The organism is Halanaerobium sp. ST460_2HS_T2 (assembly GCF_003337665.1).
GTDB lineage: Bacteria > Bacillota > Halanaerobiia > Halanaerobiales > Halanaerobiaceae > Halanaerobium > Halanaerobium kushneri.
In genome coordinates this window covers 78,431-103,160 of sequence record NZ_QPJF01000001.1, presented here as the reverse complement: position 1 = coordinate 103,160, position 24,730 = coordinate 78,431, and the positions used below count along the sequence as shown (strand labels likewise).

The following is a 24,730-nucleotide window of genomic DNA, read 5'->3' as shown; positions in this document are numbered from 1 at the left end:
GCTGAGATAAATATAATTAGAGGAGGAGAGAAGATGTTTAATAAACATTTAGATAAAGTAGTGAGCAGAGAGAACCTAACATTGAGTGAGATGGAAGAGGCAATGACGATGGTGATGGAAGGAAAGACTACTGACAGTCAGCTGGCTGGCTTTTTAGTAGGTTTAAGGATGAAAGGTGAAACTATAGATGAGATTACAGGAGCAGCCAGTGTGATGCGGAATAAAGCTGCTGCAGTCAAAACAGAAAGTAAAGATTTAATCGACAGCTGTGGAACCGGAGGAGATGAGAAGGGAACCTTCAATATTTCTACAACTACTGCAATTGTAATGGCAGCAGGAGGCTTAAAGGTAGCCAAACATGGTAACCGCTCAGTATCTTCAAAAAGTGGTAGTGCGGATCTGCTGGAAGCACTGGGAGTAAAAATTGATTTATCACCAGCAGAGGCAGGTAATTGTCTGGATCAGGTTGGGATTTCATTTTTATTCGCCCCTCATTTTCACCAGGCAATGAAATATGCAATCGGACCGCGAAAAGAGCTGGGTTTAAGAACAATCTTTAACATTCTGGGACCCCTGACCAATCCGGCACAGGCTGACTATCAGGTGCTGGGAGTTTATAAGGAAGAATTAGTTATGCCGCTGGCCCATGTTCTCAAAAATCTAGGTTTAAAATCAGCAATGGTTGTTCACGGTGCTGGAGGGGTAGATGAGCTGTCACTGGCTGGAGAAAATAAAACAGCCTATTTAAAAGATGGTGTTGTTAAGGAATTCAATTTCAGTCCGACCGAGGCAGGACTGAAAAAAGCAGCAATCCAGGAGATCTTAGGGGGAAGTCCGGAAGAAAATAAAGAGATTACTTTAAATATACTAAAGGGTAAAAAGGGACCCAAAAGAGACGTGATTCTTTTAAACTCTGCTGCAGCATTTCTGGTTGAAGGTAAAGTTAAAGATTTAGAGGAAGGTGTAAAACTGGCAGCAGAACTGATAGACAGCGGTCAGGCCATGCAGAAACTGGAAGAACTTATCAACTGCAGCAATTCATTTGCTAATAGTTCCGGGGCGGTGTAGTAATGATTTTAGATAAAATTATTTTAGAGAAGAAAAAAGAAGTTTCGGAACTAAAAAAACCGCGGCATTCTTTAAAAAAGAAGCTGGCCCGGAAAGGGATCTCTCTGCTGGCAGAAATCAAAAAAGCTTCTCCCAGCAAGGGACTGATTCAGCCTGATTTCAATCCAGAAGCCCAACTTAAATCTTATCAGCAGGCAGGAGCAGCAGGGATTTCAATTTTAACAGATCAGAATTTTTTTCAGGGGAGTAATGAAATTCTAAAGGAAATGCGGCAGCTGACAGACCTACCAATATTACGGAAGGAATTTATTATCGATCCACTGCAACTTTATGAAAGTTTTTTTATTGGGGCTGATGTGGTACTCTTAATAGCTGCTGTACTAAGTGATGAGAGGCTGCGAGAGCTTTTAGCATTATCCAGAGAGCTTAAAATGGAGGCGATTGTTGAGGTTCATAATCGCGATGAGCTGGAAAGAGTGATTAATACTGAGGCAGAAATTATTGGAATCAATAATCGGGATTTAAATGATTTTAGTGTTGATCTAAAGACAACAGCAGAGCTGGCAGCTGAATTAGAAAAAATTAATCTGAGGAATGACTATTACCTGATTGCAGAAAGTGGGATTAAAACAAAAGCTGACATAGATTATTTAAAAGAAGTTGGTGTTGACGGAGTTCTAATTGGTGAGACCCTGATGAGGGCAGAAGATCCAACTGCTAAGGTTAAGGAACTGGGATTGATTGACTAAAATATTAATTAGTAATCATTTAAATATAGAGGTGATTTGGTGTTAGAAAATAGAACGATGATTAAAGTTTGTGGAATGACACGCAGCAGAGATATTAAATTTGCAGTAAATATTGGAGTTGATGCAGTTGGTTTTATCCTTGCTGAAAGTTCAAGACAGGTTAGTCTGGACCGGGTTAGAGAACTGACAGCAAAAATGCCGCCTTTTATAAATAGAGTTGCGGTTGTTGTCAATCCAACTAAAAGCGAGGTAGAAGAGATTACAAATAGCGGTTTATTTGACTATATTCAATTTCACGGTAGTGAGGAAGTAGAGTTAATTAGCAGTACTACCTTAAAAAGTATCAAAGCAATTTCAATAGCTGGAGAAGAGGATTTAAAAGAAATTGAAAAGTACAAAAAAACAGCAGACTTTCTGCTTTTTGACACTAAAATTGGAAATCAGACCGGAGGAACGGGCAGAAGTTTTGACTGGTCTTTAATCAGAGATTTAGAAATACCATATATTCTCGCCGGGGGACTGGGAAATGAAAATATAAATGAGGCATTACAAAGGCTTAATCCAGCTGCAGTAGACATAAATAGCAGGATTGAAAACGAGCCGGGCAAAAAAAATCACAGGTTGTTAAAGGAAACGGTAGAAAAAATCAAAAATTTCAAACCCAGAACTGAGGCAAAGTTAAAGCTGAAGTCGAAACAGTAATTGAACTTTAAATTATTTTACTGATATATTTTTAAAATTTGAAAGGAGTAGAGAAGATGAGCAGAGGATATTTTGAAGAATTTGGGGGACGTTTTGTTCCAGAAACCTTAATGCCGGCTTTAGATGAGCTGGAAGATGTTTATTTAGAGATGAAAGAAGATCCAGATTTTATTAATGAGTTAAAGTCACTGCTGGCTGATTACAGCGGCAGACCGACTTCCTTATATTATGCTGAGCAGTTAACCAGACACTACGGGGGAGCAAAAATTTATCTAAAGCGGGAGGATTTAAACCACACCGGAGCCCATAAAATCAATAATACTTTAGGGCAGATTCTGCTGGCTAAAAAGATGGGTAAAAAGAGAATAATCGCAGAGACCGGTGCCGGCCAGCACGGGGTGGCAACAGCTACAGTGGCAGCCCGCTTTAATTTGGACTGTGAAATTTATATGGGAGCAGAAGATATTGAGAGGCAGGCTTTAAATGTTTATAAGATGGAGATGCTGGGGGCAGAAGTTATTCCGGTAACCAGCGGCACCCAGACTTTAAAAGATGCTACTAATGAGGCAATTCGCGACTGGGTAACTAATGTCGAAGATACTCACTACATCATTGGTTCTGTTGTTGGTCCTCATCCCTACCCGGAGATGGTGCGTGACTTTCAGCGAATTATTGGAGATGAAGCAAAAAAGCAGATTAAAGAAAAGGAAGGGCGGCTGCCGGATTATATTTTAGCCTGTGTTGGCGGCGGCAGTAATGCAATGGGTATTTTTTATCCCTTTGTTGAAGATCAGGAAGTAAATTTAATTGGAATTGAAGCCTCCGGTAAGGGAATTGAGAGTGGTGAGCATGCAGCAACTCTATCAGTCGGCCGAGTCGGAGTTCTACACGGCAGCAAGTCTTATCTGCTCCAGGATGATGATGGTCAGGTTATACCAGCCTATTCTATTTCTGCAGGGCTTGACTACCCGGGAGTGGGACCTGAACACAGCTACTTAAAATCAATAAAGCGAGTAGACTATCAGTCAGCAACTGATCTGGAAGCTGTAGCAGCTTTCAAGCTTTTAAGTGAAAAAGAAGGAATTATCCCGGCTCTGGAGAGTTCTCATGCCCTCTCTTATTTAGAAAAACTTGCTCCTAAACTGGGGGAAGATCAGATAATTGTGGTTAACCTTTCCGGCCGGGGCGATAAGGATATAAATAACTTTAAGAAGATCAGGGAGGCAGAAAAAGATGAATAAAATTTCAGCACAATTTAAGGATAAAAAACCTTTAGTAACCTATATCAGTGGTGGTGATCCCAGTCTGGAGCTGACGGAAAAACTGATTTACAGGCTGCAGGCAGAGGGTGTTGATATTATTGAGCTTGGAATACCTTTTTCCGATCCGCTGGCTGATGGCCCGGTGATTCAGGAAGCTTCTCAGAGAGCTCTAAAAGGTGGAACAACTTTAAAAAAGCTGATTGCAAAGATTAATCAGATTCAGGATAAGGTTGAGGTGCCGCTGGTTTTAATGGGTTATTATAATTCAGTTTTAAATTATGGAGAAGAAAAATTTGCCCGAGAACTTGCTGAAGCAGGAATTTCCGGAGTGATTATTCCTGATCTGCCGGTAGATGAAAAAGCTGAGTTATCTAAATATCTGGCCGAATATGGAGTTTCCCAAATTATGCTGGTAACTCCCAATACTTCTGAAAAGCGGCTTGAAGAAATCACAGCTAAAAGTTCTGGTTTTCTCTACTGTGTGGCTCATCTTGGGACTACCGGTGATGACCAGCAGGGAGTTTATCCTGAACTGGAAAGCTATCTGGAACGGGTTCGCAAAACAGCAGGTGAACTGCCGCTGGGCCTGGGTTTTGGTATTGATGGCCCGGAAAAGGTAAAACAGATAATTAATTATCCGGATGGAATAATTATCGGCAGTGCTTTGATTAAAGCTATTCAAGCTGGAAATACAGAAGCAGAAATGCTTGCTAATGCCGGTGATTTTGTAAGCTCTATCAAAAAAGCAATAAATGAAGAGATCTAGTTAAGCAGGCAGTAAATTAAAATTTATATAGATTTTTCTCGATAAACCCTCCTTAAAAGGCCAGAATTGATTCTGGCCTTTTTTGCTGTTTTGAGATAATCATAATGTTTTAGGCAGGAAAATTAAAAGTTAAAGCTAATTATAAAAACGATAGCTAAAAAAGATTTATAATTTAAGAAGCGGGGTAGCAAAATGAAAACTCTAATTATTTACTGGTCTAAGACAGGTTTTGTCAAAAAATATGCTGAATGGTTGACTGAAGAGCTGAAAGCAGATATTATCCCAGGTAAAGAAGTAACAAAAGCTAAACTGAAAGAATATGACGCTTATATTTTTGGCGGCAGCCTTTATGCTGTAGGAATCAATGGTGCAGATTTTATAAAAAAGAATATTAAAGAACTGGAAGGTAAAAAGACAGCTGTCTTTGCCACAGGTGCTTCTTCAGCAACAGAAGAAGTTATAGAAGAAGTGAAAAATAAAAATTTTACTGAGGAAGAGCAAAGTTACTTTAAGTTTTTCTATCTGCGGGGAGGATTTGATTACAGCAAATTAGGATTTAAGGATAAAGTTCTGATGGGAACAATGAAGTGGAAATTAAATAGTAAAAAGAAAAAGGGTGAAGAACTGACCGAAGAAGAAAAAGGCTTACTTGCTGCTTATGAGAAGCCGGTTGATTTTACAGATAAAGATAATATAAAGGAAATTGTGGAGTATTTTAAATAAAATATTTATTAAGAGAGCCTAATGCTGAAAAGCACTAGGCTCTCTTAAAGGAATTCGATATCATTAGATTACAGCAAACCCTACTTTTGCGAAGATTTAACCCATCCATTATCAGATAAATCTTTAAAGTTTTCATTTGCTTCTCTTATAGAAATACATCCATTACGAAAATAAATTTTATATAAAAAGATTTTTCGTTTATCATTGAAATTCTCAACATATTTTTGAACTAAAGGTTTATATACTTCATTAAAATTGTCTCCTAAAATTATGCCACATAAACTAGAGGTTATATTAATAAATTCAAGTTCATCTTTAGGATCATGTACTATAATTCGGTGTTCATTCTCATCTTTATAATCTTTATGCTTTGTAAAAAATAATTCCTTTTTCCTTTCCTTTATAAATTTATCAACATAATTTTCACCAAATTCTTCTACTTTTTCAGGTTTTATCTCTAATTTCTTTTGATTAAATAATGGCAAACTTTTATATTTAATCTCATCAGATTCCCAATAATCATTTTTTTTATTTATACCATTCTTGATTTCTTCCTCTAATTTTTTTAAGTCAAAAGCTAAACAAACCCCCTTTTGATCTTCTCCATATTGAGACCACATTCTTAATTTAGAACAACCTAAACCCTCAATAATTTTTTGATCTTTATAATTATAATCTTCATTTTGATTAAATTTAACACTATTTTTACAAAAAGAAATAAATTTTGTTTCTTCCCTAACTTTTCTAGAAATTTTCGGGTATAATTTCACAGTTTTTTTTATTATTTTTTTATCACTAAAACTAAAGTAGCCCCAATCATTATATTCTGCTGGATCATTAGTTTTACTGATAGATGATAATTTTAAATTTTTATTATTAAGTATATATTCTAAAGCAGTTTTTGAATTAGTATAATGATATATTATATTTGGTTTGTTCAATTTTTTAATAATATTTTTGTTAAATTTCAATATTTAACCCCCTAAAAAATTCATAAAACATAGATTTTTAGCAAAAAACATGTTATTAAATTTAAATATAATTATTAATTCTATTTAGATATTTCAATGATCATTAGACAAATCTCTTTAAATTATTTGATTATTTATCTTATATTTATTTAAACGATTACGCAAACGATTAAATTAATTTTGTAAAATGTTTGACAATTAAGAAATGTTAGTGTATAATCTATTTAAACGATTACGCAAACGATTAAATAGATTTATTTTTAGATCTAAAAATATTTAAAGGTGGAGTGATTATATGGAAGATTTTATGAAAAATCTTAAAGAAAGAGTGGATAAAAAAATAATAGAAATTTTTTCTGCTGGTTATGAAGCTCATTATATGCTGAAAAAGGTTTTAAAAGATGACACTTTATTTGTAGATAATAAAGATATTATTGATGTTATTTTTATAGAAAGAGAAGAAGTTAGTGGAGATAGTGATTCCTCCTCTAAACCATATGAACCAGCCAAAGTAATTATTGCAACTACATATGGAATTCTCTTTTTAGAAGAGGGATTTAATGAAATAAATGATAATTTACTTGGTTATAGATTGAAGAAGACTTATTATAATAAAATTGATAGTGTAGAATTAGATATCTGTCTTTTAACTGGTAGTTTTAGGGTTTACAGTGGTGGCAATGTAAGTTCTGAAATTGAATTTTCCACAACAAAATACTTCAAAGAATTTGAGGAATTCATGAGTATTATTCATGAAAATATTATGGAAAATAATATATAGAATTTTTTGACTCAAATATTTATTAATAACTATTTAAAGGAGGTGAGTTACCAATTAAATAGGGTTAATAACCATTAAATGATTTTTGTTGTATATTAAGGGAAGAGGATTCAAAAAATCAAAATTTAAAACTATTAAAAATGGAGGAATTTTTAATGAAAAATTTCAAATCAGTATTTGTGTTAACTGCAGTGTTGTTTGCTTTAGTTTCACTTACAGGTATGGCTTCAGCTCAGGAATTTAGTGTTGGTATGACAGTTCAGGATTTAAGTAATCAAATTTGGGCAGCTACTGCCACTGAACTGGAAGAATTAGTGGAAGCAGATGGTGGAGAATTTACAGCTGTAGATTGTAAAAGTAATGCAGCTCAGCAGGTAAGTCAGATTGAAAACTTTATTGCTAGTGGTGTAGATGTAATGATTGTTCATCCAGCTGAAAAGAATGCTGTTGAAGAACCCTTAAAAAGAGCAATGGAACAGGGGATTAAGGTATACAGCTGGGATGAAAAACTTGAAAATTCCGACATGAATTGGGTAATTGATAATTATGAACTTGGTAGAATGATTGGTAGACATGCTGCTGAGTGGATTAATGAAAAATTAGGGGGCGAAACTCAAGTAGGTGTACTTACTTATCCTCAGATTCAGATTTTAAAGCAAAGAGGAGATGGAATTGTTGATGCAATTAATGAATATGCTCCAGATGCAGAAATAGTTGCTAAGTCAAGTGCTATTAACCCTGTTGAAGGTATTGCAAAAACAGAAACATTCTTACAACAATATCCTGATATGAAGGTTATTGCTGCTATTGGGGGCGGTGGAGCTGTTGGAGCTAATGAAGCTGTAAAAGCTGCTGGAAAATTAACTGATGATTTTGGTATCTTTGCTGCTGATGCAACTGACCAGGAGTTAGAAGCAATGGTTAATAATGAAGCAAACAGAATGTCTGTTCTAATTACTGGAGATGCTGAAAAAATGGCAAGTGTAATTTATGGTTATATTCAAAAGTTGCTTAATGACGAAGAAGTACCTCAAAATGTTTATAGAGAGTTAATTCCTGTAACACAGGAAAATGTAGATCAGTATTATAATGGTCAAGAATAATTAAATTTTCAAAAAATAAGACGGCTCTATTAATAGAGTCGTCTTTATAAATAGTAGAGGGGAGCTAGATTTATGGAAGATAATATTATACTCCAATTGAGAAATATAACTAAAACATATCCTGGCGTAACAGCGCTTGATAATGTTTCTTTAGATGTCAAAAAAGGGGAAGTTCATGCTCTAGTGGGAGAGAATGGAGCAGGGAAATCCACTTTAATTAAAACCTGTACTGGAGCAATTTCGCCAAATAAAGGTGAGATTGTTGTTGAAGAGAAAGAGTTTTCTGAAATGACTCCAAAATTATCTGAAGAAAGTGGGATCTCAGTTATTTATCAGGAGTTCAACTTAGTAGGAGAATTAAGTGTAGCTGAAAATATTTTTCTTGGTAATGCTATCAGAAATGGAGTAGTTATTGATAGAAAAAGAATGGTAGAAGAATCTCAAAAAATTTTTGATCAACTAAATATAGATATAAATCCAAAAACTTTGGTAAAAAATCTTACAGTAGGATATCAGCAAATTGTTGAAATAGCCAAAGCTTTATCAAAAAATGCAAAGATATTAATTATGGATGAGCCATCAGCACCCTTGACTAAATCAGAGTTAAAACATTTATTCGAGATGGTAGATAAACTTAAAAAACAAGGTGTTACTATTATATATATATCTCATAGATTAGATGAGGTATTTAGATTAGGTGATAGAGTTACAGTTATCAGAGATGGAGAAAAAATTAAAACATTAAATACTGATGAAACTAATGTTGATGAGCTTATTACTTTAATGGTTGGTAGAGAATTGAAAGAAACTTTTCCTCCAAGGGAAAGTAATATACAGGATGATATATTACTTGAAGTTAATCATTTAACAGGTAATGGAGTTTATGATTGTTCCTTTAATGTCAAAAAAGGGGAAGTATTAGGTTTTGGAGGTTTGATTGGTGCAGGTAGAACTGAATTAGCAGAATTAATCTTTGGATATGCTAACATAGAAAAAGGTGAAATTATTTATAAAGGTAAAAAAATTCTCCCTAAAAGTCCTAGAGAAGCAATTGATTATGGGATTGCATTATTACCTGAAGACAGAAAGCAACAAGGAGCTTTATTAGATATTGATGTAAAAGGTAATATTTCCATGGCTATTTTAAAGAAAATATCTTCATATTCTGTAGTTAATAAGAAAAAAGAAAAGGAAATTTCTAGTGATTACAGAAAAAAAATAAATATAAAAACACCTAGTCTGGAACAAACAGTTAAAAACCTAAGTGGAGGTAATCAACAAAAGGTTGTTATAGCAAAATGGTTGGCTGTAAACCCTGATTTAATTATTTTAGATGAACCTACTCGTGGAATAGATGTAGGGGCAAAATTTGAAATTTATAAATTAATCAATCAGTTGGTAGAAGAAGGTAAAACTATTATTCTTATTTCCTCAGAGATGGAAGAATTGATTGGTATGTCAGATAGAATAATGGTACTTGCTGAAGGTGAAATAACAGGAATGTTAGAAAAAGAAGAATTTAGTCAGGAGAAGATTTTGAATTATGCTTCAAAAACTGAAAGAGAGAGTGATTAGGATGGATCTAGCTCAAGTTAGAAAATACGGAATTTATATAGCTCTTATAGTATTGGTATTATTTTTTAGTATTTCTACTGATGCATTTTTAAACCCTGGAAATTTGATTAATATAGCACGTCAAATTTCTATGTTAGGTATTGCTTCGGTTGGAATGGCTTTTGTCTTATTATTAGGTGGTATTGATTTATCAATTGGTTCTCAAATTAGTTTAGTAAATATAATAGGTGCCTGGTTAATGGCTAAAGCAGGCTTGAATCCTGTTTTTGCTGTACTTCTTTCTTTAACTGTGAGTACATCGATAGGTTTTATGAATGGTTGGATTATCGCAAATATTAAAATGCCTCCTTTAATTGTAACTTTAGCAAGTCTAACAATTTTGGAAGGATTGGCTTTCATAATTTCGGGTGGTGTTCCAATTTTTGGATTTCCAGAATCATTCTCTGTAATAGGACAGGGTTATGTAGGATTTGTCCCGGTCCCAGTAATTATAATGATTGTTATAATGGCCGTAGGTGCCTTTATATTAAACAAAACATATTTTGGAAGATATTTTTACGCTGTTGGTGGTAATGAGGAAGCCTCAGAACTTTCTGGTATCAATGTTAAAAAAGTAAAATATCTTGTATATACATTATCAGGTTTATTTGCCGGTATTGCAGGTATAGTTATGCTTTCCAGAACTAATTCAGGTCAGGCTATTGCTGGTAAAGGTTTTGAACTCGATGTATTAACTGCTGTTGTGCTTGGAGGAGTAAGTATAACTGGTGGTTATGGTAAAATTAATAATGTTGTTGCTGGTGTCTTGATTATGGGAGTTTTAAGTAATGGTATGGTACTAATGAACATCAACACATATTATCAGTTGGTTATTAAAGGGCTGGTATTAATGTTTGCTGTTGGATTTGATAGTTACCAAAGATTTGTAGTAGCTAGTGATTAAAGCAAGTTAATAATTTAAACTTTATTTAAATTTATAAGCTTATAATTTTATAAGAAAATTTTGAAATGGAAGTGAATAAAATGAAAGCAAGAATGGAAGATGTAGCAAAAAAAGCTGGTGTTTCTACAGCTACAGTTTCGCATGTAATTAATGAAACAAGATTTGTAGCTGAAGATACGAAAAACAAAGTGATTGAAGCTATGAAATTGTTAGACTATCATCCGAATTCTGCTGCCAGATTATTAAGGAGTAAAGAGTCAAAAATTATTGGCTTTTTAGTCCCTGACATAAGTAACACATTTTTTACAAGAATTGCACGAGAAATAGAAGTGATTTTAAGTAAAAAAGGATATAATCTAATTGTTAGTAATTCTGATGAAAGAATTGAAAAAGAAAAAGAACAGTTAAAAATTTATCAATCTCAATTAATCGACGGTTTAATTATGGCACCATCCGCAAATGATCACAGCTATTTGGAGGAGAAATCTGAAGATTATCCCATAGTATTTATTGATAGAAAACCTGATGGCTTTAATCAAGGTGATTGCGTACTTGTAGATAACGAAAAAGGGTCCTATCAGGCAATTGAACATTTAATTAAAAAAAGTCATAAAAAAATTGGAATTATTACTGGTCTCCCTGGCTTAACAACCTCAACAGAAAGATTAAATGGTTACAAAAAGGCCTTAACTAATTATAATATTGAAGTAGATGAAAATTTAATTAAAATTGGGGATTCTAAATTCGATAGTGGTTATGAATTAACTGAGGAATTAATAAACTCAACAGATATTACTGCACTTTTTGTAACAAACAATTTAATGACTGTTGGAGCAATGAACTTCCTTAAAGAAAAAAATATTAAAATTCCTGAAGAAATTGCTATTATTGGTTATGACAATTATGAGTGGGCTACGATTACTGATCCACCTCTATCTGTGGTAAAACAACCGATTAATGAAATTGGAATCAAAGCTGCTGAATTAATTTTAAATCGTATTTCTGAAAAAAAGAATAATTTTGAAGATGTTAGACTTGAAAATGAACTAATTATCCGTTCATCTTGCTGATATTAAATAAAGATATTAAAAATAAATTTATAAAAGGATGTGTATTAGATGGAAGGGAAAATGAAAGTTGCTGTAATGGAAGGCATTGGAGAAATGGGGTTTGTCGAAAGAGATATTCCAACTCCTGATAAAGACGAAGTTCTTATTAAACTTGAATATGTAGGGATTTGTGGATCTGACATGCATTATTATGAACATGGTGCAATTGGAGATTATGTTGTAGAGCCACCATTTGTTTTAGGACATGAGCCTGGTGGAGTAGTTGTGGAAGTTGGTGAAGATGTAACTCACTTAGAAGTTGGTGATAAAGTAGCTTTGGAACCAGGGAAAACTTGTGGAGAATGTGAGTTCTGTAAAAGAGGAGATTATAATTTATGTCCAGATGTTGAGTTTTTTGCTACACCACCAATAGATGGTGTTTTTCAGGAATATGTAGCACATGAAGCTGATTTAGCTTTTAAGTTACCTGATAATGTTAGCACTTTAGAGGGAGCCTTAATGGAACCTCTTGCTGTTGGATTTCATGCTGCCTTTCAGGGAGATGCAAAAATAGGTCAAACCGCTGTAGTAATGGGGGCTGGTTGTATTGGCTTAGTAACCATGATGGCCTTAAAAGCTATGGGATTAAAAGAAGTATATGTAGTTGATATTTTAGAAAAAAGGTTGGAAAAAGCTTTAGAATTAGGTGCAACTGGAGTTATTAATGGTAAAGAAGAAGATGCTGTAGCAAAAGTTAAAGAAATTACTGGTGGTAAAGGCTGTGATTTAGCGATTGAAACAGCTGGGACTGAAATAACTACTAGACAGTGTATTGAAATGACCAAAAAAGGTTCAAATATTGTTCTGGTAGGTTATAGTAATTCAGGAGAAATGACTCTACCAATGAGTTTGGTTCTGGATAAAGAATTAACATTTAAGACAGTGTTTAGATATAAACATAAGTATCCAATTGCTATTGATGCAGTAGCGTCTGGCAAAGTAGATTTAAAGGGTGTTGTAACCGATATCTTTGAGCTTGACGATGTTCAAAAAGCTATGGACTATAGTGTTAATAATAAGCAGGATGTCGTTAAAGCAGTTATAAAAATTGGTGATTAAATAATATTGATAAAATTAAAGGTTTACCAATAATATTTAAATGTTATTGGTAAACCATTTTCAATAATTAAGGGGGTAAATTTATGTTAAGAGATTTAGTTTCAGGAATTCAACATGTAGGAATACCAACAATTAATATTGATAGAACAGTTGATTTTTATCAAGGTTTAGGTTTTGATTTGGCTTTTAGTACAACTGATGATTCTGGAAATCTTGATGTTGCTTTTTTAAAGTTAAAAAATTTAGTTATAGAAACATATCAGGAGGGTACAGAATTATCTCAAACGGGATCTATTAATCATATTGCAATAGATGTAAATGATGTAGAGGAAGTATTTAAAAAACTAATGGAAAAGAATTATGATATTTTAGATAAAGAGATTAATTTTTTGCCTTTCTGGCAAAATGGAGTTAAATTTTTTACTATTAAAGGACCAAATAATGAACAAATTGAGTTTTCAGAAATGCTTTAAGTTGAAAAAATTGTTAATCAGATTTGGGAAGGAGATTTTCAATGCAGGGAGTAATAACTTTAGGAGAAGCTTTAATTGACTTTACACCATTAGATGATCAGAACATGGATTTTCGTAAAAACCCTGGAGGAGCTCCAGCAAATGTTGCTGTTGCTTTAAGCAGATTGGGGATAGATGTTAGTTTTATCGGTAAGGTTGGAGATGATGTTTTAGGTAACTTTTTAGCAAAAAAATTACAGACAGAAAAGGTTAATATTGATAATTTGATTTTAACTGAGGAAGCAAAAACAGCAATTACTTTTGTTACTCTAGATGAAGATGGAGACAGGAGCTTTGATTTTTACATAGATCCAAGTGCTGATCGATTTTTGAGAGCAGATGAGATTGACAGCAAATTATTTGAAAAAAATAAGATCTATCATTTTGGTTCTATTTCTTTAATTGATGAACCAGCAAGATCTGCAACAAAAAAGGGGATAGAGCTGGCACATAAAAATGAAATGATGGTATCTTATGATCCTAATTTAAGGGAAATGCTCTGGGATTCTCTTGCTGAAGCAAAAGAAATGATTTTATCTGTTATGAATCAGATTGACATTTTAAAAGTTTCAGAAGAAGAGCTTGAATTTTTGACAGGGGAAAAAGATATTAAAAAAGGAGCAGAGGAGTTAAAAGCTGAATATGATATTCCAGTAATATTCATTACCTGCGGCAGTAAAGGTTCATATTATTTTAAAGATCAGCTTGGTTTTGTAGAGGCCTTTAAGGTAGATGCAGCAGATACAACTGGAGCTGGAGATGCTTTTATGTCTGGAGTTTTATACAATTTTAATAAGGTAAATTTAACCCTTACAGAAATTGATAATAAGTTTTTAGAGAAAACTTTAAAATTTGCCAATTATTCAGGTTCGCTGGCAGCATCAGTAAGTGGTGCAATGGCTGCATTACCTACATTAGCAGAAGTACAGGAATTAGAACTATAAAATTACCTAAAATAGGAGTAATAATAATGATTAAAGGAATTATTTTTGATATGGATGGTCTTATGTTTGATACAGAGAAACTTTCTAAAACGATATGGAAGAATATAGGGGAAGAAAAAGGATATAATTTTGATGAGGATTTATTTGATCAGCTTATTGGCACAGATATAAATACTACAAAAAATATTTTTAAAGATAAATTTGGGTCTGATTTTTCTTATGATAAAATGAGAAAAAGAAAATGTAAAATTATGGCTAAAAAAATAGAGAAAGAAGGCGTGCCTATAAAAAAAGGATTAAATGAGACTATTAAATATTTGAAAGAAAATGATTATAGAATTGCAGTTGCTTCATCCAGTTCTAAAGAAACTATTGAATTTTATCTTAGATCAGTTAATTTAAATAGAGAAATTGATTTTATAATTGGAGGAGATGAAGTAAAAGAAAGCAAACCCAATCCAGAAATTTTTAATAAATGTTGTGAAAAAATGAACATAAATAAAAAAGAAATTTTAATTCTAGAAGATTCAATTAATGGAATCTTAGCTGCTGATAAAGCTAATATGAATGTAGTATTAATTGAGGACATAGTTAGTGTACCAAAAAAAGTGAAAAAACTAACTTATAAAGAATTAAATCACCTGGCTGAACTCCCCCTATTATTAGAAAAAATAAATAATTAGATAGAACTTAGGTTTTTCAATATGAAAAATATTTGACAGGTTTATTCTAAAAGATAGTAATATTTCATTTATAACATAGAAGAGAAAATTTAAAATAAATTGAACTTTGTTTTTGTTTTTTTCAAAAAAATTCATTATAGATTTCGATTTTATTTTAAATTTTAATCAGAGGTGATATATTTGATAGAGAAAAAAATAAAAATTAAAAATAATAATTTTTTACGAGCTCATTATGTTGCTGAATTTGTCAATAAATCTATTAGTTATAAATCTAACATTACTATTGCTTTTGATAAAAAAGAAGTAAATGCAAAAAACATTATAGAAGTTATGAACTTAAGATTAGATATAGATAATAAGATTGAGATAAAGGCTAGTGGTGAAGATGAAAAAACGGCAGTTATAGAATTAAAAGCGTTTGTTAATGATGAAACTAAAACTACTAATAATTAATAATATGATGTTTAGAAAAAGAAAATACTTTAATAATAAAATTAGTGCCTAAAGAGTCCAAATATTATTTACTTAATTATATTTTTGCACAACTCAAATTGAAATCTAATACAACACAATATTAATTGAAGTTAATTAAATAAAAGCACTGACATTCCCTCTATTTAGGGGTTAGTTAGTGCTTTTATATATTTATAATAATATTAATAAAACATAATGGTTCTATATTTATTATTTAATAATCTTCAATAGATAAAATAAAGATAGTTAACTGCTTTTATATTAACTTTTTCTTCTGTAAAAAGTCGATTTACTAATGTCCAATTCATTCATAGCTTCGCCAGCAGTCATTTCTTCTTGGTCGTAATCTTGATCATAATAATATTCAAAATCATCTACTTTAATTTTTGGCCTACCGAAATTAACTCCATTTTCTTTTGCTTTCTTAATTTCTTCTCTCTGTCGTTGCCTAATTTTCTTTCTTTCCTTTTCAGCTATATATGATAGCAATTCTAGAATAATATTAGAGATCAATTCTTCAATTCCAGCTTTCAAAAGAGCATCTTTTTGTCGGGCGGGATTTTGTTCTTTACTAGAAACCGATAATGAATTAAATAGAAGGATTAAAAAGTTAAATGTAGAAAATAATAATATGAGGTTTTTATAATAGATGGAGGGATATAAATGCAAAACATAAAAATGGACAAAAGTATTTTTGATAATTTCTACTGGCTGAACAAACCGGAAAAATATTATTGTGAAAATGCACTGGTGATTGAAACTGAGCCGAAAACAGATTTCTGGCAAAGAACTCACTATGGTTTTAGAAGAGATGATGGGCATGCTCTGCTGACTGACTTAAAAGAGGACTTTTCCTTTGCTGCTAAATTTAAATTTGAGCCTCAAAATAAATATGATCAGTGTGGTATAATGCTCAGACTGGACAGGGAAAATTGGATTAAAATTTCTACAGAATATGAAAATCAGGAAATCAGCCGACTTGGTTCGGTGGTTACAAATTTGGGTTATTCCGACTGGGCCACAGAAGATATTAGTTCAGAAATTAATGCAGTCTGGTACAGGGTCAGCAGAAGAGGTGAAGACTTTTTAATTGAAAATTCCTTTGATGGCAGAAAGTGGTCGCAGATGCGGATTGCCCACCTGCATCAGGATTTTGATGAAATTCAGGTTGGAGTTTATGCCTGCAGTCCAAAAAAGAGCAGCTTTAGAGCAATAATTGAAGAAATAACTATTGATGATAATCACTGGGAAAAAATAAATTGTATAATTAAATGCACGGTTTGATTTAGAAAAAAATAGACACATACCTGTACCTTTTGTATAATGTTAATAGCGACAAAAACATTAGGAGGTACAGAATATGTGTCAAGATAATTGTAACACAGAACGAAGCAAAGGTGAACACCTGACTTATAAAGATCGTGTAAAAATAGAGCATTTATATAATCAACAGGATAAAAACTTTGCAGAAATAGGAAGAGAATTAAATTGTGATAGAACAACTGTGAGCCGAGAAGTAAAAAAAGGAACTATTGAAATAAGAGATTATGAATGGAGAATTATAGAGGTATACTCACCTGAAAAGGGGCAAGAAGTCTATGATCACAATGCAACAGGCAAAGGCCCCAATTTAAAGATTGGTACAAATGATGAGCTTGCTAAATTTATTGAAAAAAGAATTAAAGCTCATAAATCACCTGCAGCAGTAGCTCAAAATATAAGAGAATCAGATGAGTTTGATATGGAATTACACTGGAAAACAATCTATAATTATATAGATAAAGAAATCTTAGATTTAGATAGAGATGATCTGCCTCATGGTAACTATAAGACAGAAAAAGACAGGCCAAAAGAAAGTGCAAGTACCACCAGACGCAAGGAAGGTCGGACAATTAGAGATAGACCTGAAGAGGCAGATACTAGAGAAGAATTTGGACACTGGGAGATGGATTTGGTAGAAGGAATAAAAGAAAAAGGAGAACCTTTTTTGCTGGTCTTAACAGAAAGACAGACCAGAGAGGAAATCATAGAGAAAATACCTAACAAAAAAGCAGAATCAGTAATAAAAGGACTGGATAGAATAGAAAGACGATTTGGGGTAGTTAATTTTAGAGAGACTTTCAAAACGATAACCACAGACAATGGATCAGAATTTGCAGATTATGAGGGGATAGAAGAATCGTTTACAGGCAGCAGTATCCCCAGAACCAGCCAGTATTACTGTGATGCCTACTGCAGCTGGCAGAGGGGCTCAAATGAGGTAGCTAACAGGTTTATTCGAAGATTCTTACCTAAAGGCACAAGTTTCAAAGGGATCAAGAGAACCCTGGTAAAAAAGATTCAGGAATTCATAAATACTTATCCCAGAAAAATGTTTGACTACGGTAACTCAGATGAATTATTCAGAGAAAAACTAAGTTTTAGCATCTAGAAATACTGAAGGTACAGGTAATTTCAAAGAAATCAAAAAAATCGTGCATTACATGTTGCAATTCACCAATCACTGGGAAAAAGAATAATTATTTGACTTTTTAAATTGCATGTAATATAATTTTGAAAACTTAATCTAAAAGTGAAGAAGGAATAGAGTAAATTGAGGAAGCTTTTACAGAGAATCCTGCTGCTGAGAAGGGATACTGCAGATTCAATTGAAAATGGTTCTGGAGCTGTGTATCAAATCTAAAAGGTAGTAGATTACACCGGGAGCACCCGTTATAGTGCCGGAGTATAAACATTTAATGTCGTACTCTTTGAGGCTGATGCCGTAAGGTGATCGGCAAAACTGAGGTGGTACCACGTGAATTCAACTCTCGTCCTCTAGTATTTTACTAGGGGGTGGGAGTTTTTTGTTTTAATATCAGAAAAAAGTAAAGTTAATTTGAGTTTTATAGATCACAAACATTCAAAATTGAAAGGGGTATTAAAATGACTATATTTATTGGTGGTGCCTGGCCCTATACCAATGGTTCTCTGCATTTAGGCCACCTAGCAAGTTTGCTGCCTGGTGATATTTTAGCCAGATATTATAGATTAAAAGGAGAACAGGTGCTCTATGTTTCCGGAAGTGACTGTCATGGAACACCTATAGCTTTGAGAGCAAAAGAGGAAAATGTTGAGGCGAAAGAAATTGCAGATAATTATCACAGAGAGTTTAAAGATTCATTTGAAAAACTGGGTTTTACTTATGACCTATATATGAGAACTGATGATTCTTTTCATCATCAAAAAGTAAAAGAATTTTTTAATGAACTCTATCAGAATGAATATATTTACGAAAAGAAAGTTGAACAGCTTTACTGCTCAGAATGTGATCAGTATTTAGCTGACCGCTATGTTCTTGGCAGGTGTCCGGAATGTGGAGAGCCCACAAGAGGTGATCAGTGTGAAAGCTGTTCAGCAATGATCGAAGCAGCTGAATTAAAGGATAAAAAATGTAAAATTTGTGGGAGCGGAGCAGAGGTTAAAGAAACTGAGCATTTTTACCTGGCTTTATCAGAACTTGAATCCAAAATTGAAAAAGTGCTGCAGAAGAGAGATGTCTGGCGTGATAATGCAGTTAAATTAACTGAAAAATACCTGGCAGAGGGTTTAAAAGATAGAGCTGTCAGCCGTAATCTGGACTGGGGAATTAAAGTTCCACTTAAAAATTACAGCCAGAAAAAAATCTATGTCTGGGTAGAGGCTGTACTCGGCTATCTAACAGCCAGTCAAAAATGGGCTTTAGAAAATAATGCTGACTGGAAAGAATTCTGGCAGGAGGAAAGTAAATCTTATTATATTCACGGCAAAGATAATATACCCTTCCATACAATAATTCTGCCTTCACTGCTGGCTGCTCAGGGTAATCTTAACTTACCACAAAATATAGTTTCCAGTGAATATTTAACTATTGAAGGCCGAAAATTATCGACCAGTAAAAACTGGGCAGTTTGGGTTAAGGATTATCTAAAAAATTATAATCCTGATTCTATCCGTTATTACCTGACAGTTAATGGACCTGAAAAAAGAGACAGCAACTTTTCCTGGGAGGAGTTTATCAATAATCATAATGGGGAACTGCTGGCCGCTTTTGGTAATTTTGTTAATCGAACTTTAGTCTTTATTGAGAAATATTTTGCCGGTAAAATACCGGACGCAGAAATTGACCCGGTGATAGCTGATAAATTAAAAAGTATTTACAGCAAAACTGGAGAAAGAATTGAAAATACAGAGTTTAAAGAGGCGCTGGAAAATATATTTAGTCTGATCAGAGATTTAAATAAGTACTTTGATCAAAAAGAACCCTGGCTTAGCCGGAAAGATAATCAGGTTAAGTGCAGAGAAACAATTTACAGCTGTACAGCAGCAATTGCTAACTTAAGAAATCTACTGCAACCCTTTTTACCTTTTAGTACAGTAAAGGTCACTGAGATTTTAAATCTGGAAGCAGCCGATTGGAATTATTTGAAACTAAAAGCAGGTAGAGAAATAAATGAGTCAGAAATATTATTTGAGAGAATTGATAAAAAGCAGATTGAAATTGAAAGAGAAAAGTTAAAAGCTAAATCAAAAGCAAAAGTTGATTGAAATAAAGGTAAAAAATAAGATAAGTCTAATATAGTTAATAAGAAAATAAATGTGAGGTGAGCTTTAATGAAAGTTAATTTAGTCATTTTGATTTTAGTTTTACTTTTATTTATCTCTCTTGGTGTTCAAGCAGCTTCGGAAGCAGAAGTTTTAAAAGATATTTTCAGAAAAGAATCAGCAAGCCTGGAATCTCTTTTTGCAGATTCTTTTCTAGAACAGGTTTCTCTAACTCAGATTGAAGCAATTGTTAATCAGTATGGAAGTGCACTTGGTGCTGTTCAAGCAGCAGAAAAAACTGAAAATGGCTACAGTCTGCAGTTTGAAAAAGGAACAGCCCCGGCTCAAATAACTTTAAATGAAGAAGGGAAGATTATTGGGCTCTGGTTTGGGAACTACAGTCTGGCTGAAGATAACTTAGATACTATTTTAGCAGAACTAAAGGAACTTCCAGGTGAGCTATCAGTTTCAGTAATTAAAAATAATCAAGTAAAAGTTCTTTCATATAATGAACAAAAATTGATGGCAGTTGGTTCTACTTTTAAATTACATGTTCTGAAAAAATTATATGAAGAAATTGAAGATAGCGACAAAAGCTGGAGTGATATTGTAGAGTTAGGAGCTGAAAATAGATCTCTTCCATCCGGAATATTACAGAGCTGGTCTCTTGGTACACCGCTGACTTTGAGAAGTTTAAGTAATTTAATGATCTCTCAGAGTGATAATACAGCCACAGATCACTTAATAGATTTTCTGGGGAGAGAAAATCTGGAAGATGGACTGAAAGATATAAATATTCCTTTTTTAAAGACCAGAGAATTTTTTATGCTTAAATTTTCTGATGACGATCAGTTAAGAGAAAGATATTTAAATTCAAATTTAAGTGAGAAGAGGAAAATCTTAAGCGAGCTTTCCAGTCGGGAGCTTAATAATATTAAAGTAGGAGATAAACCTATTTTGATTGAAGAGCTGGAATGGTATTTCAGCACTGAAGAGTTGGCTGAGATGATTTATGAGTTAAAAGATGCACCGGAAATAAAGATAAATCCGGGGCTGGTTGATCAGAAAAATTATTATTTAGCAGGATATAAAGGTGGCTCAGAGCCGGGAGTTCTGCAGTTTACACATCTGCTTCAGAAAAGAGAAGAATCAGATATTTATGCTATTTCGGTAACAATTAATAACAGAGAGCAAGCAGTTGATGGACAGAAAGCAGCTCAATTAACCTCCAGGTTGATTTCGGCAGTAGTTGGACCTTAAAGTAGAATTATTTTAATAAAGGGGCAGAAAAGATGAAGAAAAAAGTTATTCTGGTTCACGGTTATTTTAAAACTGAAAAAGATATGTTTGTTTTAAAAACTGAATTAGAGAAAAGGAGTTTTGAAGTAGTTATAATCAATCTGCCTCTAACATTTAAAAAATTAAAATCAGTCCTGCCTTTTTTCAAAAGAGAAGTAGAAAAAATCATTGCAGAATCTGAAGCAGAAGCAAAAATAAATTTTGTCGGTCACAGTACCGGAGGACTTTTAATTAGAAGATTTTTAGCAGTCACTGAAGATAAAGATATTCATTTTCAGGAAGAAACTGCTGATCTTGTGACTGAGTTCCTTGAATCTGGGAGCTTTAATGGAGGCGATAAAAATGGAGTCTAAGATTGCTGAACTAAAAAAGGGAAAGATGGAATATACTCTGCGGGGAGAAGGACCTGTGATTTCAAATCTGCACGGCGGTCACTCTAACTGTCAGGAGAGTTTTGGTTATCAGCCGCTCTTAAATTCCGGTTACAGTATTTTAACCCCTTCCCGTCCGGGCTATAGCAGAACAGATGTTGAAGCAGGCAGGACTGCAGCTGAAACAGCAGCTTCTCTAGTTGAACTTTTAGATTACTTAAAAATAGGTGAAGTTTATCTGATTGGTGTTTCTGCAGGAGGACCAACTGCAATTTATCTGACCGCTAATTATCCGGCAAGGGTTAAAAAATTAGTTTTAGAATCAGCCGCTTCCAAAGCCTGGCTGACAAAAAATGATCTGGATTATAAAGTTGGGAAAATTATTTTCAGCCCCAAACTGCAGCATTTAGTCTGGTCGATTCTGCGTCAGATCGCCAATAACTTTCCTAATTTTTTAGCAAAAATATTTTTACCTCAGTTCTCAACTCTTTCGAAAAAAGAAATTTTAAATCAAATGGACAGCTCTGATATAAAAGAATTAGTTAAAATGATAAACCGCTATGCTTCAGATAATGGTTTCATTTATGATCTGGAGCATCAGACAGAAAAGGAAGTACTGCAGAAAATAGAAGTCCCTACTTTAGTTATGCACAGTAAATATGATAAGTCAGTTTCTTTTGAACATGCAGAATATGCGGTAGCAAATATTAAAGGATCAGAAATATATGCTGATGATTTCTGGGGCCATTTAATCTGGATCGGCAGCAGCAGCGAAAAAAGAAATAGAAAGCTGCTTGAATTTTTAGACTAATATTATTCAATTGACATCTTTTCTTAAGATGATATAGTTTATTGCAGAAACTATATTAGACAGGGAGAGATTATTATTTATGAATTTAAATTTAAAGAAAGAAAAGGAACCAATTAAGACTAATTTTTATTATGGATGGATAGTTTTAATAATGGCTGCTCTGGCCTATTTTTTTAGTGGTCCGGGACAGACTTATTCCATTTCCATATTTATTGATCACTACATAGAAAACTTTGGCTGGAGCCGCTCACTGGTTTCAACCCTTTACTCTGCAGGGACCTTAGTTTCCGGCCTGATTTTAACTTTTATGGGAAAAAATATTGATAAGTTTGGCCACCGCAAAATGATTGTGATTATTTCAATTTCTCTCGGACTGGCAGCAGTCTGGATGAGTTTTGTTTCTACGCCGGTAATGCTTCTAATCGGATTTTTTCTAATGAGATTTTTTGGTCAGGGCTCACTTGGCTTGTGGCCGCAGACTCTGGTGCCGCACTGGTTTAGATCAAAAAGAGGACTGGCAATGAGTATTATGGGAATCGGGGGAGTTATTGGTGCTGCTGTTATTCCACCTCTAAATAACTATTTGATTAACACCCTTGGTCTGAGTAATGCCTGGCGCTTCTGGACTCTGGCCTTATTTTTAATTATGGCACCTCTGGGCTGGTTTTTTGTCCGCAACCGACCGGAAAATATCGGCTTAAAAATAGATGGTCTTGAGGAAGAGGAAGAAGACAGGGTCAGTGAAAAATTTGCACCTCAGGTACATATCAGTAATGATCCCTGGACATTAAAACAGGCAATGAAGACCAAAGAATTCTGGATGTTAATTTTTATTATTGTTGTACCCTCCATGGTTAATACAGGTATGACCTTCCATATGGTATCAATTATTGGCGAAAAGAATTTTAATGCAGCTTTTGCTGCCTACATTTTAAGTATTACTTCAGTAGTCAAATTTCCTCTTACATTTTTAGGGGGGTATTTTTTAGATCGATTTAAGGCCAGTATAATTAAAGCTCTTAATTTTGTGCTGCTGGTGGCAGCAGTATTTTTGCTGATCAAAGCTGACAGTAGGAGTGCCTTTTTAATTTATGCGGTGGTTCACGGCTCCTTTATGGCCTTTGATGGAGTCAGCACTTCAGTTATTCTGCCAAATTATTTTGGTAAAAAGCACCTGGGTAGTATCAGGGGGTTCTTTTCTACGGCAATGGTTATTGGTTCAGCTTTAGGACCACTACCTTTTGGGCTGGCCTTTGATCATTTTAATGGTTATCGAGAAATTTTATTAATGGTTTTAATTTTACCACTGGCTTCTGTGATTATTTCTTATCTGGCTACACCGCCGGAATACAGACATTAACTTACTATTATATAAGATAGAAAAATAGAGAATTAAAGAGAAAAACTAAATAATTTTAAAATAATTCAAGTTAATCCTTGACAGGGGTATATCAGAATGCTATACTATGGGAGATGGAGAAAAAAACAAGTTCGATTTCCATCGTTATTAATTAGGAGGAATTTATTTAATGATTTACACAGGAACAGTTAAGTGGTTTGATGGGAAAAAAGGATTTGGATTTATTGAAAGAGAAGACGGAGACGACGTGTTCGCACACTTCTCAGCTATTGAAGAAGAAGGTTTCAAAAACCTAGACGAAGGTCAGGAAGTAGAATTTGAAATCGTAGAAGGCGATCGCGGCCCACAAGCTGCTAATATCGTTAAATTATAAAGCATAAATAGTTTTATGAATTTAAGGCTCTGTTCATTTAATTGGACAGAGCTTTTCTAAACTATTAACTTTATTTACCGGATTCAAAAATAGGATTTAAAATTGTAATTTAGAATACAAAAAGTGTTTGAGCGGCTAAATACCGGTCTATAAAAGAGAAATTTAGAGATATTCAAATGTAATTTAAAATAAAGGTTGACAGAAGCATCTAAGGATGCTACACTGTAGTAGATGGAGAAAAAACAAGTTCGATTTCCATCGTTATTAATTAGGAGGAATTTATTTAATGATTTACACAGGAACAGTTAAGTGGTTTGATGGGAAAAAGGGTTTTGGATTTATTGAAAGAGAAGACGGAGACGACGTGTTCGCACACTTCTCAGCTATTGAAGAAGAAGGTTTCAAAAACCTTGAAGAAGGTCAGGAAGTAGAATTTGAAATCGTAGAAGGCGATCGCGGCCCACAAGCTGCTAATATCGTTAAATTATAAAGCATAAATAGTTTTATGAATTTAAGGCTCTGTTCATTC

General features: G+C 33.6%; 27 protein-coding genes and 1 other annotated feature. Of the genes, 25 read left to right on the top strand and 2 right to left on the bottom strand.

Annotated features, from left to right (window positions below; all coding sequences use genetic code 11):
• Positions 1 to 33: 33 nt before the first annotated feature.
• From trpD to DFR80_RS00470, 6 genes are all read left to right on the top strand, one after another.
• Positions 34 to 1,068, top strand: a complete 1,035-nt coding sequence (gene trpD, locus DFR80_RS00495) for an anthranilate phosphoribosyltransferase (protein WP_114488897.1) — start codon at positions 34 to 36, stop codon at positions 1,066 to 1,068.
• A gap of 2 nt (positions 1,069 to 1,070) precedes the next feature.
• Complete coding sequence (gene trpC / locus DFR80_RS00490; protein WP_114488896.1) at positions 1,071 to 1,817, top strand: indole-3-glycerol phosphate synthase TrpC; 747 nt, start codon at positions 1,071 to 1,073, stop codon at positions 1,815 to 1,817.
• 39 nt (positions 1,818 to 1,856) lie between these two features.
• Positions 1,857 to 2,519, top strand: coding sequence for a phosphoribosylanthranilate isomerase (locus DFR80_RS00485; protein WP_114488895.1), 663 nt, complete (start codon positions 1,857 to 1,859; stop codon positions 2,517 to 2,519).
• Positions 2,520 to 2,575: 56 nt separating this feature from the next.
• Positions 2,576 to 3,760: a tryptophan synthase subunit beta gene (gene trpB, locus DFR80_RS00480; RefSeq protein WP_114488894.1), complete on the top strand. Its 1,185-nt coding sequence runs from the start codon at positions 2,576 to 2,578 to the stop codon at positions 3,758 to 3,760.
• Positions 3,753 to 4,547, top strand: coding sequence for a tryptophan synthase subunit alpha (gene trpA / locus DFR80_RS00475; protein ID WP_114488893.1), 795 nt, complete (start codon positions 3,753 to 3,755; stop codon positions 4,545 to 4,547). The genes trpB and trpA overlap by 8 nt, the downstream gene beginning before the upstream one ends.
• 192 nt (positions 4,548 to 4,739) lie before the next feature.
• Positions 4,740 to 5,270: a flavodoxin domain-containing protein gene (locus DFR80_RS00470; protein ID WP_114488892.1), complete on the top strand. Its 531-nt coding sequence runs from the start codon at positions 4,740 to 4,742 to the stop codon at positions 5,268 to 5,270.
• Positions 5,271 to 5,350: 80 nt separating this feature from the next.
• On the opposite strand, the gene DFR80_RS00465 is transcribed toward DFR80_RS00470, so the two are convergent.
• Positions 5,351 to 6,241, bottom strand: a complete 891-nt coding sequence (locus tag DFR80_RS00465; protein WP_114488891.1) for a DUF2971 domain-containing protein — start codon at positions 6,239 to 6,241, stop codon at positions 5,351 to 5,353.
• 295 nt (positions 6,242 to 6,536) lie between these two features.
• Here DFR80_RS00465 and DFR80_RS00460 point away from each other — a divergent pair, with 295 nt between their 5' ends.
• From DFR80_RS00460 to DFR80_RS00415, 10 genes are all read left to right on the top strand, one after another.
• Positions 6,537 to 7,022 carry a hypothetical protein gene (locus DFR80_RS00460; protein WP_114488890.1) on the top strand — a complete coding sequence of 162 codons (486 nt, stop codon included), beginning with the start codon at positions 6,537 to 6,539 and terminating at the stop codon, positions 7,020 to 7,022.
• Positions 7,023 to 7,177: 155 nt separating this feature from the next.
• Positions 7,178 to 8,125 (top strand): sugar ABC transporter substrate-binding protein, encoded by a 948-nt coding sequence (locus DFR80_RS00455; protein ID WP_199505741.1) that lies wholly within the window; start codon positions 7,178 to 7,180, stop codon positions 8,123 to 8,125.
• Positions 8,126 to 8,197: 72 nt separating this feature from the next.
• Entirely contained in the window at positions 8,198 to 9,700 is a 1,503-nt protein-coding gene (locus DFR80_RS00450) for a sugar ABC transporter ATP-binding protein (RefSeq protein ID WP_114488888.1), read from the top strand.
• A 1-nt stretch (position 9,701) separates the two neighbouring features.
• A complete protein-coding gene (locus tag DFR80_RS00445) occupies positions 9,702 to 10,643 on the top strand; it encodes an ABC transporter permease (RefSeq protein WP_199505740.1) in 942 nt (313 codons plus the stop codon).
• An 80-nt stretch (positions 10,644 to 10,723) separates the two neighbouring features.
• Positions 10,724 to 11,713 (top strand): LacI family DNA-binding transcriptional regulator, encoded by a 990-nt coding sequence (locus DFR80_RS00440; protein ID WP_114488887.1) that lies wholly within the window; start codon positions 10,724 to 10,726, stop codon positions 11,711 to 11,713.
• Between the two features lie 48 nt (positions 11,714 to 11,761).
• Entirely contained in the window at positions 11,762 to 12,811 is a 1,050-nt protein-coding gene (locus tag DFR80_RS00435) for an NAD(P)-dependent alcohol dehydrogenase (protein WP_114488886.1), read from the top strand.
• 83 nt (positions 12,812 to 12,894) lie between these two features.
• Entirely contained in the window at positions 12,895 to 13,284 is a 390-nt protein-coding gene (locus tag DFR80_RS00430) for a VOC family protein (protein WP_114488885.1), read from the top strand.
• Positions 13,285 to 13,325: 41 nt separating this feature from the next.
• Positions 13,326 to 14,267, top strand: coding sequence for a carbohydrate kinase (locus tag DFR80_RS00425; RefSeq protein ID WP_114488884.1), 942 nt, complete (start codon positions 13,326 to 13,328; stop codon positions 14,265 to 14,267).
• A gap of 26 nt (positions 14,268 to 14,293) precedes the next feature.
• Positions 14,294 to 14,950 carry an HAD family phosphatase gene (locus DFR80_RS00420; protein WP_114488883.1) on the top strand — a complete coding sequence of 219 codons (657 nt, stop codon included), beginning with the start codon at positions 14,294 to 14,296 and terminating at the stop codon, positions 14,948 to 14,950.
• A gap of 180 nt (positions 14,951 to 15,130) precedes the next feature.
• Positions 15,131 to 15,403 carry an HPr family phosphocarrier protein gene (locus tag DFR80_RS00415; RefSeq protein WP_114488882.1) on the top strand — a complete coding sequence of 91 codons (273 nt, stop codon included), beginning with the start codon at positions 15,131 to 15,133 and terminating at the stop codon, positions 15,401 to 15,403.
• Positions 15,404 to 15,685: 282 nt separating this feature from the next.
• On the opposite strand, the gene DFR80_RS00410 is transcribed toward DFR80_RS00415, so the two are convergent.
• Positions 15,686 to 15,913, bottom strand: coding sequence for a recombinase family protein (locus DFR80_RS00410; RefSeq protein WP_199505739.1), 228 nt, complete (start codon positions 15,911 to 15,913; stop codon positions 15,686 to 15,688).
• A 174-nt stretch (positions 15,914 to 16,087) separates the two neighbouring features.
• Between DFR80_RS00410 and DFR80_RS00405 the strand changes: the two genes are divergently transcribed.
• The 9 genes from DFR80_RS00405 (at position 16,088) to DFR80_RS00365 (ending at position 24,691) form a co-directional block, all read left to right on the top strand.
• Positions 16,088 to 16,708: a DUF1349 domain-containing protein gene (locus tag DFR80_RS00405; RefSeq protein WP_114488880.1), complete on the top strand. Its 621-nt coding sequence runs from the start codon at positions 16,088 to 16,090 to the stop codon at positions 16,706 to 16,708.
• Positions 16,709 to 16,784: 76 nt separating this feature from the next.
• Positions 16,785 to 17,855 (top strand): IS30 family transposase, encoded by a 1,071-nt coding sequence (locus DFR80_RS00400; RefSeq protein ID WP_114488879.1) that lies wholly within the window; start codon positions 16,785 to 16,787, stop codon positions 17,853 to 17,855.
• Between the two features lie 135 nt (positions 17,856 to 17,990).
• Positions 17,991 to 18,245 (top strand) — a binding site (T-box leader).
• Positions 18,246 to 18,349: 104 nt separating this feature from the next.
• Entirely contained in the window at positions 18,350 to 19,990 is a 1,641-nt protein-coding gene (metG, locus tag DFR80_RS00395) for a methionine--tRNA ligase (protein ID WP_114488878.1), read from the top strand.
• A gap of 66 nt (positions 19,991 to 20,056) precedes the next feature.
• The gene (locus DFR80_RS00390) at positions 20,057 to 21,247 is read left to right on the top strand and encodes a serine hydrolase (RefSeq protein ID WP_114488877.1); all 1,191 of its coding nucleotides are present in this window, start codon (positions 20,057 to 20,059) and stop codon (positions 21,245 to 21,247) included.
• A gap of 32 nt (positions 21,248 to 21,279) precedes the next feature.
• The gene (locus DFR80_RS00385; protein ID WP_114488876.1) at positions 21,280 to 21,639 is read left to right on the top strand and encodes a triacylglycerol lipase; all 360 of its coding nucleotides are present in this window, start codon (positions 21,280 to 21,282) and stop codon (positions 21,637 to 21,639) included.
• Positions 21,629 to 22,468, top strand: coding sequence for an alpha/beta fold hydrolase (locus DFR80_RS00380; RefSeq protein ID WP_158537661.1), 840 nt, complete (start codon positions 21,629 to 21,631; stop codon positions 22,466 to 22,468). Before DFR80_RS00385 ends, DFR80_RS00380 begins: the two co-directional genes overlap by 11 nt.
• A gap of 79 nt (positions 22,469 to 22,547) precedes the next feature.
• Complete coding sequence (locus DFR80_RS00375) at positions 22,548 to 23,828, top strand: MFS transporter (RefSeq protein ID WP_114488874.1); 1,281 nt, start codon at positions 22,548 to 22,550, stop codon at positions 23,826 to 23,828.
• Between the two features lie 169 nt (positions 23,829 to 23,997).
• The gene (locus DFR80_RS00370; RefSeq protein ID WP_013406635.1) at positions 23,998 to 24,201 is read left to right on the top strand and encodes a cold shock domain-containing protein; all 204 of its coding nucleotides are present in this window, start codon (positions 23,998 to 24,000) and stop codon (positions 24,199 to 24,201) included.
• Positions 24,202 to 24,490: 289 nt separating this feature from the next.
• Entirely contained in the window at positions 24,491 to 24,691 is a 201-nt protein-coding gene (locus DFR80_RS00365; protein WP_208107116.1) for a cold-shock protein, read from the top strand.
• Positions 24,692 to 24,730: the final 39 nt, after the last annotated feature.